This window comes from Amycolatopsis sp. WAC 01376 (genome assembly GCF_003947415.1).
Taxonomy (GTDB): domain Bacteria; phylum Actinomycetota; class Actinomycetes; order Mycobacteriales; family Pseudonocardiaceae; genus Amycolatopsis.
On sequence record NZ_QHKL01000001.1, the window covers coordinates 94,173 to 108,415 of the forward strand.

Annotated in this window: 24 protein-coding genes; 2 read left to right on the plus strand and 22 right to left on the minus strand. The window is 65.3% G+C overall.

The window, feature by feature from the left end:
- Positions 1 to 2 precede the first annotated feature (2 nt).
- From rplF to DMH03_RS42220, 22 genes are all read right to left on the minus strand, one after another.
- The gene (gene rplF, locus DMH03_RS00470; protein ID WP_125788824.1) at positions 3 to 542 is read right to left on the minus strand and encodes a 50S ribosomal protein L6; all 540 of its coding nucleotides are present in this window, start codon (positions 540 to 542) and stop codon (positions 3 to 5) included.
- 16 nt (positions 543 to 558) lie between these two features.
- A complete protein-coding gene (gene rpsH, locus DMH03_RS00475) occupies positions 559 to 957 on the minus strand; it encodes a 30S ribosomal protein S8 (RefSeq protein WP_005166791.1) in 399 nt (132 codons plus the stop codon).
- A gap of 80 nt (positions 958 to 1,037) precedes the next feature.
- Positions 1,038 to 1,223, minus strand: a complete 186-nt coding sequence (locus DMH03_RS00480) for a type Z 30S ribosomal protein S14 (protein ID WP_005166789.1) — start codon at positions 1,221 to 1,223, stop codon at positions 1,038 to 1,040.
- A 4-nt stretch (positions 1,224 to 1,227) separates the two neighbouring features.
- Positions 1,228 to 1,791 (minus strand): 50S ribosomal protein L5, encoded by a 564-nt coding sequence (rplE, locus tag DMH03_RS00485; protein WP_061979954.1) that lies wholly within the window; start codon positions 1,789 to 1,791, stop codon positions 1,228 to 1,230.
- A gap of 2 nt (positions 1,792 to 1,793) precedes the next feature.
- The gene (gene rplX / locus DMH03_RS00490) at positions 1,794 to 2,108 is read right to left on the minus strand and encodes a 50S ribosomal protein L24 (RefSeq protein WP_125788822.1); all 315 of its coding nucleotides are present in this window, start codon (positions 2,106 to 2,108) and stop codon (positions 1,794 to 1,796) included.
- Positions 2,109 to 2,111: 3 nt separating this feature from the next.
- The gene (gene rplN, locus DMH03_RS00495; RefSeq protein WP_125788821.1) at positions 2,112 to 2,480 is read right to left on the minus strand and encodes a 50S ribosomal protein L14; all 369 of its coding nucleotides are present in this window, start codon (positions 2,478 to 2,480) and stop codon (positions 2,112 to 2,114) included.
- 79 nt (positions 2,481 to 2,559) lie between these two features.
- Positions 2,560 to 2,841 (minus strand): 30S ribosomal protein S17, encoded by a 282-nt coding sequence (gene rpsQ / locus DMH03_RS00500; protein ID WP_007031041.1) that lies wholly within the window; start codon positions 2,839 to 2,841, stop codon positions 2,560 to 2,562.
- Positions 2,838 to 3,086 carry a 50S ribosomal protein L29 gene (rpmC, locus tag DMH03_RS00505; RefSeq protein WP_007031040.1) on the minus strand — a complete coding sequence of 83 codons (249 nt, stop codon included), beginning with the start codon at positions 3,084 to 3,086 and terminating at the stop codon, positions 2,838 to 2,840. Before rpmC ends, rpsQ begins: the two co-directional genes overlap by 4 nt.
- Positions 3,086 to 3,505 carry a 50S ribosomal protein L16 gene (rplP, locus tag DMH03_RS00510; RefSeq protein WP_061979956.1) on the minus strand — a complete coding sequence of 140 codons (420 nt, stop codon included), beginning with the start codon at positions 3,503 to 3,505 and terminating at the stop codon, positions 3,086 to 3,088. Before rplP ends, rpmC begins: the two co-directional genes overlap by 1 nt.
- 3 nt (positions 3,506 to 3,508) lie before the next feature.
- Entirely contained in the window at positions 3,509 to 4,360 is an 852-nt protein-coding gene (gene rpsC, locus DMH03_RS00515; RefSeq protein WP_125790073.1) for a 30S ribosomal protein S3, read from the minus strand.
- On the minus strand, positions 4,360 to 4,776 hold the full coding sequence (gene rplV / locus DMH03_RS00520; RefSeq protein ID WP_125788819.1) for a 50S ribosomal protein L22: 417 nt from the start codon (positions 4,774 to 4,776) through the stop codon (positions 4,360 to 4,362). The genes rpsC and rplV overlap by 1 nt, the downstream gene beginning before the upstream one ends.
- 29 nt (positions 4,777 to 4,805) lie before the next feature.
- The gene (gene rpsS / locus DMH03_RS00525) at positions 4,806 to 5,087 is read right to left on the minus strand and encodes a 30S ribosomal protein S19 (protein ID WP_026468892.1); all 282 of its coding nucleotides are present in this window, start codon (positions 5,085 to 5,087) and stop codon (positions 4,806 to 4,808) included.
- Between the two features lie 18 nt (positions 5,088 to 5,105).
- Positions 5,106 to 5,942 (minus strand): 50S ribosomal protein L2, encoded by an 837-nt coding sequence (gene rplB, locus DMH03_RS00530; RefSeq protein ID WP_125788818.1) that lies wholly within the window; start codon positions 5,940 to 5,942, stop codon positions 5,106 to 5,108.
- A 16-nt stretch (positions 5,943 to 5,958) separates the two neighbouring features.
- Positions 5,959 to 6,270 carry a 50S ribosomal protein L23 gene (rplW, locus tag DMH03_RS00535; protein WP_125790074.1) on the minus strand — a complete coding sequence of 104 codons (312 nt, stop codon included), beginning with the start codon at positions 6,268 to 6,270 and terminating at the stop codon, positions 5,959 to 5,961.
- The gene (rplD, locus tag DMH03_RS00540; protein ID WP_125790075.1) at positions 6,267 to 6,953 is read right to left on the minus strand and encodes a 50S ribosomal protein L4; all 687 of its coding nucleotides are present in this window, start codon (positions 6,951 to 6,953) and stop codon (positions 6,267 to 6,269) included. The genes rplW and rplD overlap by 4 nt, the downstream gene beginning before the upstream one ends.
- A 2-nt stretch (positions 6,954 to 6,955) precedes the next feature.
- Positions 6,956 to 7,606, minus strand: a complete 651-nt coding sequence (rplC, locus tag DMH03_RS00545) for a 50S ribosomal protein L3 (protein WP_125788816.1) — start codon at positions 7,604 to 7,606, stop codon at positions 6,956 to 6,958.
- Between the two features lie 31 nt (positions 7,607 to 7,637).
- Positions 7,638 to 7,943: a 30S ribosomal protein S10 gene (gene rpsJ / locus DMH03_RS00550; protein ID WP_003102098.1), complete on the minus strand. Its 306-nt coding sequence runs from the start codon at positions 7,941 to 7,943 to the stop codon at positions 7,638 to 7,640.
- A gap of 396 nt (positions 7,944 to 8,339) precedes the next feature.
- Positions 8,340 to 9,533, minus strand: a complete 1,194-nt coding sequence (gene tuf, locus DMH03_RS00555) for an elongation factor Tu (protein ID WP_125790076.1) — start codon at positions 9,531 to 9,533, stop codon at positions 8,340 to 8,342.
- A gap of 124 nt (positions 9,534 to 9,657) precedes the next feature.
- The gene (gene fusA / locus DMH03_RS00560; protein WP_125790077.1) at positions 9,658 to 11,757 is read right to left on the minus strand and encodes an elongation factor G; all 2,100 of its coding nucleotides are present in this window, start codon (positions 11,755 to 11,757) and stop codon (positions 9,658 to 9,660) included.
- A 63-nt stretch (positions 11,758 to 11,820) separates the two neighbouring features.
- Entirely contained in the window at positions 11,821 to 12,291 is a 471-nt protein-coding gene (rpsG, locus tag DMH03_RS00565) for a 30S ribosomal protein S7 (protein WP_005166770.1), read from the minus strand.
- Positions 12,291 to 12,665 (minus strand): 30S ribosomal protein S12, encoded by a 375-nt coding sequence (gene rpsL / locus DMH03_RS00570; RefSeq protein ID WP_003102113.1) that lies wholly within the window; start codon positions 12,663 to 12,665, stop codon positions 12,291 to 12,293. Before rpsL ends, rpsG begins: the two co-directional genes overlap by 1 nt.
- Before the next feature lie 323 nt (positions 12,666 to 12,988).
- The gene (locus DMH03_RS42220; RefSeq protein WP_199746243.1) at positions 12,989 to 13,135 is read right to left on the minus strand and encodes a hypothetical protein; all 147 of its coding nucleotides are present in this window, start codon (positions 13,133 to 13,135) and stop codon (positions 12,989 to 12,991) included.
- 200 nt (positions 13,136 to 13,335) lie between these two features.
- Here DMH03_RS42220 and DMH03_RS00575 point away from each other — a divergent pair, with 200 nt between their 5' ends.
- Together DMH03_RS00575 and DMH03_RS00580 are read left to right on the plus strand one after the other, a co-directional pair.
- On the plus strand, positions 13,336 to 13,914 hold the full coding sequence (locus DMH03_RS00575) for a YbaB/EbfC family nucleoid-associated protein (protein ID WP_125790078.1): 579 nt from the start codon (positions 13,336 to 13,338) through the stop codon (positions 13,912 to 13,914).
- Positions 13,911 to 14,243, plus strand: coding sequence for a hypothetical protein (locus DMH03_RS00580; protein ID WP_125790079.1), 333 nt, complete (start codon positions 13,911 to 13,913; stop codon positions 14,241 to 14,243). The genes DMH03_RS00575 and DMH03_RS00580 overlap by 4 nt, the downstream gene beginning before the upstream one ends.

Genomic DNA, 14,243 nt, shown 5'->3' on the forward strand with positions numbered 1-14,243 from the left:
GATCACTTACCCGTCTTTCCGACCTTGCGGCGGATCTTCTCACCCTCGTAGCGCAGGCCCTTGCCCTTGTACGGGTCCGGGCGGCGCAGCTTGCGGATGACCGCGGCGATCTGGCCGACCTTCTGCTTGTCGATGCCCGAGACCGAGAACCGGGTGGGGGTCTCGACCTTGAAGGTGATGCCTTCCGGGGCCTCGATCTTCACCGGGTGGCTGTAGCCGAGGGCGAACTCGAGGTCCGATCCCTTGGCCTGCACGCGGTAACCGACACCGTGGATTTCGAGCTTCTTCTCGTAGCCTTCGGTCACACCGACGACGAGGTTGTTGACCAGCGTCCGGGTGAGACCGTGCAGGGCACGGCTGGTGCGCTCCTCGTCGGGCCGCTTCACCTGCAGCGTGCCGTCTTCGGCGCGCTCCACGGTGATCGGCTCGGCGATGGTGTGCTCAAGGGTGCCCTTGGGCCCCTTGACCTTGATCTGCTGACCATCGATGGTCACCTCGACCCCGGAGGGGACGGCGACCGGCAGCTTTCCAATGCGTGACATGTCTGTGCCCCCTTCCTTACCAGACGTAGGCGAGGACTTCGCCGCCCACGCTGTTTCGCTTGGCCTGACGGTCGGTCTGGAGGCCGGACGACGTCGAGATGATCGCGACGCCGAGGCCACCGAGAACCGACGGCAGTTCGGTCGATTTTGCGTAGACCCGCAGGCCGGGCTTGGACACGCGGCGAAGGCCGGCGATGCTGCGCTCACGGTTGGGGCCGTACTTCAGCTCCACGATGAGGTTCTTGTGCTTCTCGCCCGGCTCGTCGCGGTAGCCCGAGATGTAGCCCTCGCGCTTGAGGATCTCGGCGATGTTCGCCTTGATCTTCGAGTGGGGAAGCACGACCTCGTCGTGGTAAGCCGAGTTCGCGTTACGCAGACGGGTCAAGAAGTCTGCGATGGGGTCGGTCATCGTCATGGTGACCTGTCAACCTTTCTCGCCCTGGTTCCCTGCATCGACTGCAAGGCCTGTGGCGAAGTGGGAGTTAAAAAAGACTCTTACCAGCTGGACTTGCGGACGCCGGGCAGCTCGCCCGCGTGTGCCATCTCGCGAAGGCAGATCCGGCAGAGCCCGAACTTGCGGAACACCGAGTGCGGGCGACCGCATCGCTGGCAACGCGTGTAACCGCGAACCTTGAACTTCGGCGTCTTCGCGGCCTTGTGGACCAGTGCTTTCTTGGCCATCGACTCAGTTCTCCTTGAACGGGAAGCCGAGCTTGCGAAGCAGCGCGCGGCCCTCGTCGTCGGTGTTGGCGGTGGTGACGACAGTGACGTCCATACCGCGCGGGCGGTCGATGGCGTCCGGGTCGATCTCGTGGAACATGGACTGCTCGTTGAGACCGAACGTGTAGTTGCCGTTGCCGTCGAACTGCTTCGGCGAAAGTCCGCGGAAGTCACGGATACGCGGAAGCGCGATGGTCAGCAGCCGGTCGAGGAACTCCCACATCCGGTCGCCGCGCAGCGTGACGCGCGCACCGATCGGCTGGCCCTCGCGCAGCTTGAACTGCGCGATGGACTTGCGAGCCTTGCGAACCTCGGGCTTCTGCCCGGTGATCGCGGCCAGGTCGCGGATGGCGCCTTCGATCAGCTTGCTGTCACGGGCGGCGTCACCGACACCCATGTTCACGACGACCTTGACGACGCCCGGGATCTGGTGGACGTTCTCGAAGGAGAACTCCTCCTGGAGCTGTCCCTTGATCTCCTCGCGGTACCGCACCTTGAGGCGCGGGGCGATCTTCTCTGCGGTGGTCATGATCAGATGTCCTTACCGTTCCGGCGCGAGACCCGGACCTTCTTGCCGTCCTCGCCGATGCGGTAGCCGATGCGAGCCGGCTTGCCGTCGGAGTCGACGACCATCACGTTCGAGACGTGGATGGGCGCCTCCTGGGTGACGATGCCGCCGGACTGCGCACCGCGCTGGGTCTGGGAGATCCGCGTGTGCTTCTTGATCCGGTTCACGCCTTCGACCAGCACGCGCTCACGCTCGGGGTAGGCCTGGATGACCTTGCCCTTGGCACCCTTGTCCTTGCCGGCGATGACGACGACCGTGTCGCCCTTCTTCACCTTCATGCTCTACAACACCTCCGGCGCGAGCGAAATGATCTTCATGAACTTTCGGTCGCGCAGCTCGCGGCCCACCGGGCCGAAGATGCGGGTGCCGCGGGGCTCATTGTCGTTCTTGATGAGCACAGCAGCGTTTTCGTCGAAGCGGATGTAAGAACCGTCCGGACGACGGCGCTCCTTGCGCGTGCGAACGATGACGGCCTTGACGACGTCACCCTTCTTCACGCCGGCAGCCGGCATGGCGTCCTTCACGGTGGCGACGATGACGTCGCCGATGCCCGCGTAGCGCCGCCCCGAGCCGCCGAGAACGCGGATGCAAAGGATTTCCTTCGCGCCCGTGTTGTCGGCAACCCGAAGCCGCGACTCCTGCTGGATCACGTCTACTCCTGTATGTCGCGCTGGTTCTCGCGCTGAAGCGCGAGCCTTGCGGAACTAAGGGACTCAAAAAGAGCCCTACTTACTTGGCCTTCTCCACGATCTGCACCAGACGCCAGCGCTTGGTCGCCGACAGCGGGCGGGTCTCCATCAGGGTGACCCGGTCGCCGACGCCGGCTTCGTTGTTCTCGTCGTGCACCTTGACCTTGCTGGTGCTGCGGAGAACCTTGGCGTAGCGACGGTGCTTCTTGCGGTCTTCGAGCTCGACCACGATCGTCTTGTTCATCTTGTCCGAGACGACGTAACCCTCACGGACCTTGCGGTCGTTACGGGGGGCCGCCTCAGCGTTGGGCTGCTCGCTCATGCGGCACCTTCACTCTCGGCGTCAGGGGAAACGGACAGGCCGAGTTCACGCTCGCGCATGACCGTGTAGATCCGCGCGATGTCCGTGCGGACGGTGCGCAGACGGCGGTTGTTGTCGAGCTGTCCGGTCGCCATCTGGAAGCGGAGGTTGAAGAGCTCCTCCTTGTATTCCTTCAGACGCAGAACGAGCTCTTCCGCGGTGAGCTCACGCAGCTCCGATGCCTGGGCAGCACCTGCCTTCGCCATCAGAACTCACCACCTTCACGGGTCACGATGCGGCACTTCATGGGCAGCTTGTGGATCGCGCGACGGAGCGCCTCACGGGCGGTCTCCTCGTTCGGGAACGAGATCTCGAACATCACGCGGCCCGGCTTCACGTTGGCGATCCACCACTCGGGCGAACCCTTACCGGAACCCATGCGGGTTTCCGCCGGCTTCTTGGTCAGCGGGCGGTCCGGGTAGATGGTCGTCCACACCTTGCCGCCACGCTTGATGTGACGCGTCATGGCGATACGAGCGGACTCGATCTGCCTGTTGGTCACGTAGCTGTGCTCAAGCGCCTGGATGCCGTACTCGCCGAAGCTCACATTCGTACCGCCCTTGGCGGCACCGTGGCGCTTCGGGGAGTGCTGCTTCCGGTGCTTGACCCTGCGCGGGATGAGCACGTGTCAGCCCTCCGTCTTTTCTGCAGTCTCAGCAGCCGGGGCCTCAACGGCCGCAGGGGCGGTGTCGTCGCTCTTGGCGGCGGCAGCTGCCCGACCGGCTTCGGTCGAGGTCGGCGTCGTGACCGACGCACCGGAACGGCGCGGGCGGGACGGACGGTCACCACGGTCACGGCGCGGGGCACGCTCGGCGGCCGCGGCGGCGTCACGCGCCTCCCTGGCCTTGAGGCCACCCACGAGCTCGCCCTTGTAGATCCACACCTTCACGCCGATGCGACCGAACGTCGTCTTGGCCTCGAAGAAGCCGTAGTCGATGTCGGCACGCAGCGTGTGCAGCGGGACGCGGCCATCGCGGTAGTGCTCGGAGCGGGACATCTCGGCACCGCCGAGACGACCGCCGCACTGCACGCGGATGCCCTTGACCTGCGGCGAACGCATGGAGGTCTGGATCGCCTTGCGCATCGCGCGGCGGAACGCCACACGGTTGCTCAGCTGCTCCGCGACACCCTGAGCGACGAGCTGGGCGTCGGCCTCGGGGTTCTTGACCTCGAGGATGTTCAGCTGGACCTGCTTGGCGGTCAGCTTCTCCAGCGCGCCGCGGATGCGGTCGGCCTCCGCGCCGCGACGGCCGATGACGATGCCCGGCCGGGCGGTGTGGATGTCGACGCGGACCCGGTCACGGGTGCGCTCGATCTCGACCTTGGAGATCCCGGCGCGCTCCATGCCCGTGGACAGCAGCTTCCGGATCTTGACGTCCTCGGCCACGTACTCCGCGTACTGCTTGTCGGCGTACCAACGCGACTTCCAGTCCGTGGTGATACCCAGGCGGAAGCCGTGCGGGTTGATCTTCTGGCCCACTACCGGCCACCTGCCTTCTTCTTGCCCTGTGCCTTCTTGGCCTCGGCCTTCGGACGCGACTCCACCTCGACGGTGATGTGGCTGGTCCGCTTGCGGATCCGGTACGCGCGGCCCTGGGCCCGCGGACGGATGCGCTTGAGGGTCGGGCCCTCATCGGCGTAGGCGTTCTTGATCCAGAGGGTGTCCGGATCGAGATCGAGGTTGTTCTCGGCGTTGGCCATGGCGCTGGCGAGCACCTTCGCGACCGGCTCGCTTGCCGCCTGCGGGGCGAACTGGAGCACGGCCAAGGCGTCGGCGGCGCTACGTCCCTTGATCAGCTCGATCACCCGGCGCACCTTGGTAGGCGAGTCCCGGACGAAGCGAGCCCGCGCGTAAGCCGTCGGCAATGCCTCGGCCACGTCGTTCTGGGCGTTCATCGCTAGCTTCCTTGTTCTCTCGTGCCCGCTCAGCGGCGGCGCGACTTGCGGTCGTCCTTGATGTGGCCCTTGAAGGTCCTAGTCGGGGCGAACTCGCCCAACTTGTGACCCACCATCGCCTCGGTGACGAACACCGGGACGTGCTTGCGTCCGTCGTGGACCGCGATCGTGTGTCCCAGGAAATCCGGGATGATCGTGGACCGACGCGACCAAGTCTTGATCACGGTCTTCTTGCCCGACTCGTTGAGAACGTCCACCTTCTTGAGCAGGTGGTCGTCCACGAAGGGGCCCTTTTTAAGGCTACGTGGCATGTGCTTCTACCTCCCTGCTCAGCGCTTGTTCTTGCCGGTACGGCGGCGGCGGACGATCATCGAGTCCGAAGCCTTGCGGCGACGGGTACGACCCTCGGGCTTACCGTTCGGGTTCACCGGGTGACGACCACCGGAGGTCTTACCCTCACCACCACCGTGCGGGTGGTCGACCGGGTTCATGACGACACCACGGACGGTGGGACGCTTGCCGCGCCAGCGGTTACGGCCCGCCTTGCCCCAGTTGATGTTGGAGTGGTCGGAGTTGCCGACCTCGCCGATGGTGGCGCGGTTGCGCACGTCGACGTTCCGGATCTCGCCAGACGGGAGACGAAGCTGGGCGTAAGGCCCGTCCTTCGCCACCAGCTGCACCTTGGCACCGGCGGACCGCGCCATCTTCGCGCCGCCACCGGGGCGGAGCTCGATCGCGTGGATCACGGTGCCGACCGGGATGTTGCGCAGCGGCAGGTTGTTACCCGGCTTGATGTCGGCGCGGGGGCCGTTCTCAACCGTGTCACCCTGCTTGAGCTTCTCCGGGGCGATGATGTAGCGCTTCTCGCCGTCGGCGTAGTGCAGGAGCGCGATACGAGCGGACCGGTTGGGGTCGTACTCGATGTGCGCGACCTTGGCGGGAACGCCGTCCTTGTCGTTCCGGCGGAAGTCGATCAGCCGGTACGCACGCTTGTGGCCACCACCCTTGTGGCGGGTGGTGATCTTGCCGCTGGAGTTACGGCCGCCGGTCTTGCTCAGCGGACGCAGCAGCGACTTCTCCGGGGTGGACCGAGTGATCTCGGCGAAGTCGGAGACGCTGGAACCGCGACGACCCGGGGTCGTCGGCTTGTACTTGCGGATGCCCATGTGTCAGCTCAGTCCTTTACGCGGTGGGTCCGCCGAAGATCTCGATCGGCTTGCTCTCAGCCGAAAGAGTCACGATGGCGCGCTTGGTGTCCTTGCGCTTGCCGAAGCCGGCGCGAGTCCGCTTACGCTTGCCCTGGCGGTTGAGGGTGTTGACACTGACCACCTTGACGCCGAACACCTTCTCGACCGCGATCTTGATCTGGGTCTTGTTGGCGTCCGGGCGAACCACGAACGTGTACTTGTGCTCTTCAAGCAGTCCGTAGGACTTCTCGGAGATCACCGGCGCGAGCAAGATGTCGCGGGCATCGGGGATGGCGATCGCACTCACTGCTCGTCACTCCCTTCAACCTCGCTCGACCGAGCCGAAGCCTTCGCGCCCTTGCCCCGGACGGGGCCGGCGACGAACACGTCGTAAGCGGCCTTGGTGAACACCACGTCGTCGTTGACCAACACGTCGTAAGTGTTGAGCTGGTCGGGCGTGATGAGGTGGACCTCGGCCAGGTTCCGCAGCGAGTTCCAGCTCAGCTCGTCGTCGCGGTGCAGCACCACGAGAACGCGCTTGGCCTGGGTCACCGCGGCGATGACGGCCTTGGCGGACTTGGTGGACGGCTTCTCGCCGGTCACCAGTTCGGTGACGACGTGCAGCTGTCCGGCGCGGGCCCGGTCAGAGAGGGCGCCACGCAGGGCGGCGGCCTTCATCTTCTTCGGGGTCCGCTGGGTGTAGTCGCGCGGCGTGGGGCCGTGGACGACGCCACCACCGTTGAACTGCGGCGCACGGGTCGAACCCTGGCGGGCGCGGCCGGTGCCCTTCTGGCGGTACGGCTTCTTGCCACCACCGCGGACTTCACCGCGGGTCTTGGTGTCATGCGTGCCCTGGCGAGCGGCGGCCAGCTGGCCCACCACGACCTGGTGCATGAGGGGCACGTTGGCCTGCACGTCGAAGATCTCCGTGGGGAGCTCGACCGTGCCGTCGGCTTTACCGGCCGGGGTCTTCAGCTCGACGCTGGTCATGATCAGTTACCACCCTTCGCGGCGCTGCGAACGAACAGCAGGCCGCCCTTGGGACCGGGCACGGCGCCCTTGATCAGCAGCAGGCCGTCCTCGGCACGCACCGCGTGCACGGTCAGGTTCTGCGTGGTGACCCGGTCGTTGCCCATCCGGCCCGCCATGCGCAGGCCCTTGAAGACACGGCCCGGGGTGGCGCAGCCACCGATCGAGCCGGGCTTGCGGTGCACGGCCTGTGCACCGTGGCTCGCGCCCTGGCCCTTGAAGCCGTGACGCTTCATGACACCGGCGTAGCCCTTGCCCTTGCTGGTACCGGTCACGTCGACCTCGATACCGGCCTCGAACACCTCAGCGGTGATCTCCTGGCCGACCTCGTAGGTCTCGGCGTCGGTGGTACGCAGCTCGGCAAGGAAACGACGCGGGGTCACGCTCGCCTTGTCGAAGTGGCCGGTGCGCGGCTTGTTGACCCGGCGCGGGTCGACCGCGCCGAAAGCCAGCTGCACGGCCTTGTAGCCGTCGGTTTCCTGGGTCCGAACCTGGGTGACCACGTTCGGGCCGGCCTGCACGACGGTCACCGGGACGACCCGGTTGTTCTCGTCGAAGACCTGGGTCATGCCGAGCTTGGTGCCCAGAATGCCCTTCATTTGCCTGTCAGACATGAGTCTCTTACTCTCCGCCGCTCGCCAGCCGCTACTGGATGTTGACGTCGACGCTCGCCGGCAGGTCGATGCGCATGAGCGCGTCGACCGTCTTCGGCGTCGGGTCGAGGATGTCGATCAGACGCTTGTGCGTGCGCATCTCGAAGTGCTCGCGCGAGTCCTTGTACTTGTGCGGCGAGCGGATGACGCAGTAAACGTTCTTCTCGGTGGGCAGCGGCACCGGCCCGACAACACGGGCGCCGGTGCGCGTGACCGTCTCGACGATCTTGCGCGCCGAGGTGTCGATCGCCTCGTGGTCGTAGGCCTTGAGCCGGATGCGGATCTTCTGTCCCGCCATGGTGGCTGCTCGTTCCTTGTCGTCTCGTGCCGCTTTTGTCTTTTCAAACCTCAGTCTGGCTGAGGTTTTCCCAGTTCAACGGCCCTGTCCCCGGTCCACGCGGTCGGGCGTGTCGAGCCCGACGCACAGACGGATCCCGCGGGATCTTCGTCTTGCCTGGTCTTCCTCAACGTGAGGAGGCATCGAGCCGGCGAAAATGCTTCATCGCCGTCTCAAACGCCCTTGCCCGCTAGCCTCACCCGAAGGAAGTGCTCCGCGGACCGTGGCCGCTCATACCAGGGCGGCCGGAACCTCGAAAGGTTCGGCCGCCCCAGGACGAGCAACCTGAATAGTGTCGCACACGTGATTTGACGCCCCAAACCCGGGGGTGTATCGACCCCGGGCGGGGCGTCTAAATCACTTGTTGATCTTGGTGACCTGGCCGGCGCCCACGGTCCGTCCACCCTCACGGATGGCGAAACGCAGACCCTCGTCCATGGCGACCGGCTGGATCAGCACAACGCTGATGTCCGTGTTGTCGCCCGGCATGACCATCTCGACACCCTCCTTGAGGGTGACGACGCCGGTCACGTCCGTGGTACGGAAGTAGAACTGCGGGCGGTAGTTGTTGAAGAACGGGGTGTGACGGCCACCCTCGTCCTTCGACAGGATGTAGACCGAGCCCTCGAACTCCGTGTGCGGGGTGGTGGTGCCCGGCTTCACGACGACCTGGCCGCGCTCGACGTCCTCGCGCTTGATGCCGCGGACCAGCAGACCGACGTTGTCGCCGGCCTCACCCTGGTCGAGCAGCTTGCGGAACATCTCGACACCGGTGACGGTGGTCTTGGTCGACTTCTCCTTGATGCCGACGATCTCGACCTCTTCGTTCACGTTGACGCGGCCACGCTCGATACGGCCGGTCACGACCGTGCCACGGCCGGTGATCGTGAAGACGTCTTCGATCGGCATCAGGAACGGCTTGTCGAGCTCGCGCACCGGGTCCGGCACGTTCTCGTCGACGGCCTGCATGAGCTCGAGAACGCTCTCGCCCCACTTGGCGTCGCCCTCGAGGGCCTTCAGGCCGGAGACCTTGACGACCGGAGCGTCGTCACCAGGGAAGTCCTGGGAGGACAGCAGCTCGCGGACCTCGAGCTCGACGAGCTCCAGGATCTCCTCGTCGTCGACCATGTCGGCCTTGTTCAGCGCGACCACGATGTAGGGCACGCCGACCTGCTTCGCGAGCAGCACGTGCTCACGGGTCTGCGGCATCGGGCCGTCGGTCGCCGCGACCACGAGGATCGCGCCGTCCATCTGCGCCGCACCGGTGATCATGTTCTTGATGTAGTCCGCGTGACCGGGGGCGTCCACGTGAGCGTAGTGACGCTTCTCGGTCTGGTACTCGACGTGCGAGATGTTGATCGTGATGCCGCGCTGCTTCTCTTCCGGCGCGTTGTCGATCTGGTCGAACGCCGACGCCGTGTTCAGCTCGGGGTACTTGTCGTGCAGAACCTTGGTGATCGCCGCGGTCAGAGTGGTCTTACCGTGGTCGACGTGACCGATGGTCCCGATGTTGACGTGCGGCTTGGTCCGCTCGAATTTCGCCTTCGCCACTGGAATGTCCTCCTGGACTGTTTTGCTTACTCACCGGCCAACGTGGCTGTCGGACGGGGATTCGTTTCTTGACGGATGCTGCGGACGTTCAGGAGTGTTCCTTATGCCCGCGAGCGGACGGGAACTACTCCCCCGTCGCCTTCGCGATGATTTCCTTCGCGACGTTCGCGGGAACCTCGGCGTAGGAGTCGAACACCATGGAGTAGTTGGCACGTCCCTGCGTACGCGAACGCAGGTCGCCGACGTAACCGAACATCTCCGACAGCGGGACCAGTGCCTTGACGACACGGGTACCGGCGCGCTCCTCCATGGCCTGGATCTGGCCACGGCGGGAGTTGAGGTCGCCGATCACATCGCCCATGTAGTCCTCGGGCGTGGTGACCTCGACGGCCATCAGCGGCTCGAGGATGACCGGACCGGCCTTCTTCGCGGCTTCCTTCATCGCCATGGAACCGGCGATCTTGAAGGCCATTTCCGAAGAGTCGACCTCGTGGTACGCGCCGTCCAACAAGGTGAACTTCAACCCGACGAGCGGGTAGCCGGCCAGCACGCCGTACTGCATGGCGTCCTGCGCGCCCGCGTCGACCGACGGGATGTACTCCCGCGGCACGCGACCACCGGTGACCTTGTTGTCGAACTCGTAGAGGGCACCGTCGGTGGACTCGAGCGGCTCGAGCTTGACGATGACCTTCGCGAACTGGCCGGAACCACCGGTCTGCTTCTTGTGCACGTAGTCGAGCTTCTCGACCGTCTTGCGCACCGTCTCGCGGTAGGCGACCTGCGGCTTACCGATGTTCGCCTCGACCTTGTAGTCGGACTTCATGCGGTTGACCAGCACCTCGAGGTGCAGCTCGCCCATACCGGCGATGATCGTCTGGCCGGTGTCCTCGTCCAGGTTGACCTGGAACGTCGGGTCCTCTTCGGCCAGCTTCTGGATCGCCAGGGACAGCTTTTCCTGGTCGGCCTTGGTCTTCGGCTCGATCGCGACGCGGATGACCGGCGCCGGGAACGTCATCGACTCGAGGACGACCGGGTTCTGCGGGTCGGCCAGGGTGTCACCGGTGGTGGTGTCCTTCAGGCCGATGACCGCGTAGATGTGGCCCGCCTGGGCCTCATCGACCGGGTTCTCCTTGTTGGAGTGCATCTGGAAGAGCTTCCCGATGCGCTCCTTGCGCTCCTTGGTGGCGTTGATCAGCTGCGCGCCGGCGGAGACCTTGCCCGAGTACACCCGGATGTAGGTCAGCTTGCCGAAGAACGGGTGCGCGGCGATCTTGAACGCCAGTGCGGAGAACGGCTCTTCGGTCGACGGCTTGCGCGACACGACGGTCTCGCCGTCGGGCAGCGTGCCCTCGACGGCGGGGACGTCCAGCGGCGACGGAAGGTAGTCGATGACCGCGTCGAGCATGGGCTGAACGCCCTTGTTCTTGAAGGCGGAACCGGTGAGCACCGGGTACGCCTCGCGGTTCACGGTGAGCTTCCGGATACCGGCCTTGAGCTCGGCCTCGGTCGGCTCCTCACCCTCGAGGAACTTCTCCATCAGGGAGTCGTCGGTCTCGGCGATGGCCTCGACCAGCTTCTCCCGGTACTCGGCCGCCTTGTCGGCGAGCTCGGCCGGGATCTCCTCGACGGCGTAGTCCTCGCCCTTCTGGACCTCGCCGCGCCAGGTCAGCGCCTTCATGCGGACCAGGTCGACGACGCCTTCGAATTCGCTCTCGGCGCCGATCGGCAGCTGGATGACCAGCGGGCGGGCGCCGAGGCGCTCCTCGATGGTGCGGACGGTGAAGTAGAAGTCCGCGCCGAGCTTGTCCATCTTGTTGACGAAGCAGATACGAGGAACCTCGTACTTGTCCGCCTGACGCCAGACCTGCTCGGACTGCGGCTCGACACCTTCCTTGCCGTCGAAGACGGCGACGGCACCATCGAGCACGCGGAGCGAACGCTCCACCTCGACGGTGAAGTCGACGTGCCCCGGGGTGTCGATGATGTTGATCTGGTGATCGGCCCAGAAAGTGGTGGTGGCAGCCGAGGTGATGGTGATACCCCGCTTCTGCTCCTCCTCCATCCAGTCCATGGTGGCGGCGCCATCGTGGACTTCACCGATCTTGTAGTTGACCCCGGTGTAGAACAGGATCCGCTCGGTGGTGGTGGTCTTACCGGCGTCGATGTGGGCCATGATGCCGATGTTGCGGACCTGGTTCAGGTCGGTCAGCACGTCACGTGCCACGAGAGTGTTCCCCTGTCTCAAAATTGGGGCCCGGCAAGGCTTTGATCGGCAGCCGGGCGGTCATCACCAGCGGTAGTGCGCGAAGGCCTTGTTGGACTCGGCCATCTTGTGCGTGTCCTCGCGCCGCTTCACGCTGGCGCCGAGGCCGTTGCTCGCGTCGAGCAGCTCGTTCTGCAGGCGTTCGATCATGGTCTTCTCGCGGCGGGCCGCGGAGAAGGAAACCAGCCAGCGAAGCGCGAGCGTGGTGGAACGTCCCGGCTTGACCTCGATCGGCACCTGGTAGGTGGCACCACCGACACGGCGGCTCTTCACCTCGATGGTGGGCTTCACGTTGTCAAGGGCGCGCTTCAGCGTGACGACCGGGTCAGTGCCGGTCTTCTCGCGAGCGCCTTCGAGGGCGCCGTAGACGATGCGCTCGGCCAGAGACCGCTTGCCGTCCTTCAGCACCTTGTTCACCAGCTGAGTGACCAGCGGGGATGCGTAGACGGGGTCAGAGATCAGCGGCCGCTTGGGGGCCGGACCCTTGCGGGGCATTAGCTCTTCTCCTTCTTCGCGCCATACCGGCTGCGCGCCTGCTTACGGTTCTTGACACCCTGGGTGTCGAGCGAACCGCGGATGATCTTGTAGCGGACACCCGGCAGGTCCTTCACACGACCACCGCGCACGAGCACCATCGAGTGCTCCTGCAGGTTGTGGCCTTCACCGGGAATGTAGGCGGTGACCTCGATGCCGCTGGTCAGCTTCACACGAGCGACCTTGCGAAGCGCCGAGTTCGGCTTCTTGGGGGTTGTGGTGTACACGCGAGTGCACACACCACGCCGCTGCGGGCTCCCCTTGAGGGCCGCGGTCTTCTGCTTGGCAGCCTTGTCCTGGCGGCCCTTACGGACCAGCTGCTGGATCGTGGGCAATGGACCAGCTTTCTGTTCGCGATCTTGCTACTACGTGTTGTCTCCGGCCCCCGCGGTCGGGCGTGTCGGCCCGCGTCACGGTCTTGCGACCGGTAACTTCCCGTAGGGATTTTCCGTCGGATCCCGTGTGGGCGAAGCCGGTGGACCGGATGCCTGAGCACCCCGTCCATGCCGCACGGCACACGGGACGGCCCGACGCCTGCCGGGCACGGTCTCCAAAGATACCCGGCCTCTTCCGGACCGGCCAAATCGGGGGGTCTATAACTATATCGTGCCGGGCGTCACGCCGCGGCGACCCTGATGGAACGGCGTTTCGGGCCGGTTCATTCCTCGTCGGGCTTGGCGTGGTCCGCCCTGCCCGGATGCGGGTCCCTCGAGAGATCGATCAACGGATGCACGGGAGCCCCCTCCGGCGCCGCGTGACTCCCCCGCCGGGGTTCTTCGATGCTTTCCTGCTGCTCGGCGTCCACGACGCCCTCCCCTCACTCGTACTGATCCCGTACTGATTCCGCCCTGCTCGGCGAACCACGCTACCTATTCCCCTATCGGGTGAGCCGGATGGATCCGGAAAGGACACCATCGCGGCAAAGCGGTGAATGGGTCACGATGACACCGGTCACAGTGCCGCCGCTGATGACCGGACGACGCACCGCAAGCACGGGGAGGCTCCATGTCGGCCGAGTTCGAACAACTCGTCGCGGAATTCGAGAAATTCCAGTCCAAGATCAAACAGGCCGAGACGCAGTTCGCGAAGGTCGGCGAGATGCAGAGTGAACTGGCCGAACTGGAGTCGGTGGCGACGTCACCGGACCGTTCGATCACCGTCGTCGCGGGCCCCGGCGGGTCCTTCAAGGACATCCGCCTCAGCCTGGAAGCCCTTCGGCAGCAACCACAACAGCTCGGCGCCGCCATTCTGTCCACTTTGCACACCGCGGTGGCCGACGCGGCGCGGAAGCAGGCCGGGATCGTCGACGCGCAGTTCGGCGGGACGTTCCATCCGAACGTCGGAGAACAGGTTCTCGAAGCCCAAGCCGAAGCATTGGGAACCACAACGGACGATCTGCGGTCTCAGATGTCGGAGGAGCCACCACCGAGCACCGCCCGCCGCCCTCGGAACGAAGACGACTTCAGTGAGGAAACGGTGCTCCGGCGGTCGGACGAACCGGCTCCCGGACGACCGCCGTCGGCCGGGGACTCGCCCGGTGACCAGTTCCTCAAGAACCTGTTCGACGAGGAGGATCACCGATGACCGGACCAGGCGGGCACGCGGTCAAAACGCAGGCCTTGGTCGACTACGCGACCAAACTCGGTTACTACAAGGACGAGGCGGGGAAGTTCGGCGACCTCGTCGACCAGGCCGATGTCACGGACAAGTCGTGGGGCCTGATCGGGCTCGCGGTGAAGCAGACCTACACCGGCAAGCTCGCCGATCTGCGCGAACTGCTCGAACTGATGAAGACCGGGGTCGACGCGTTCTCCGGGAAGATGACCCAGGCGGCGTCGATCTACAACGGCTTCGAAAACGACGCGACGATCACCCTGGGGAAGTACGAAGCCAAGATCGACGGACCGAAGTGA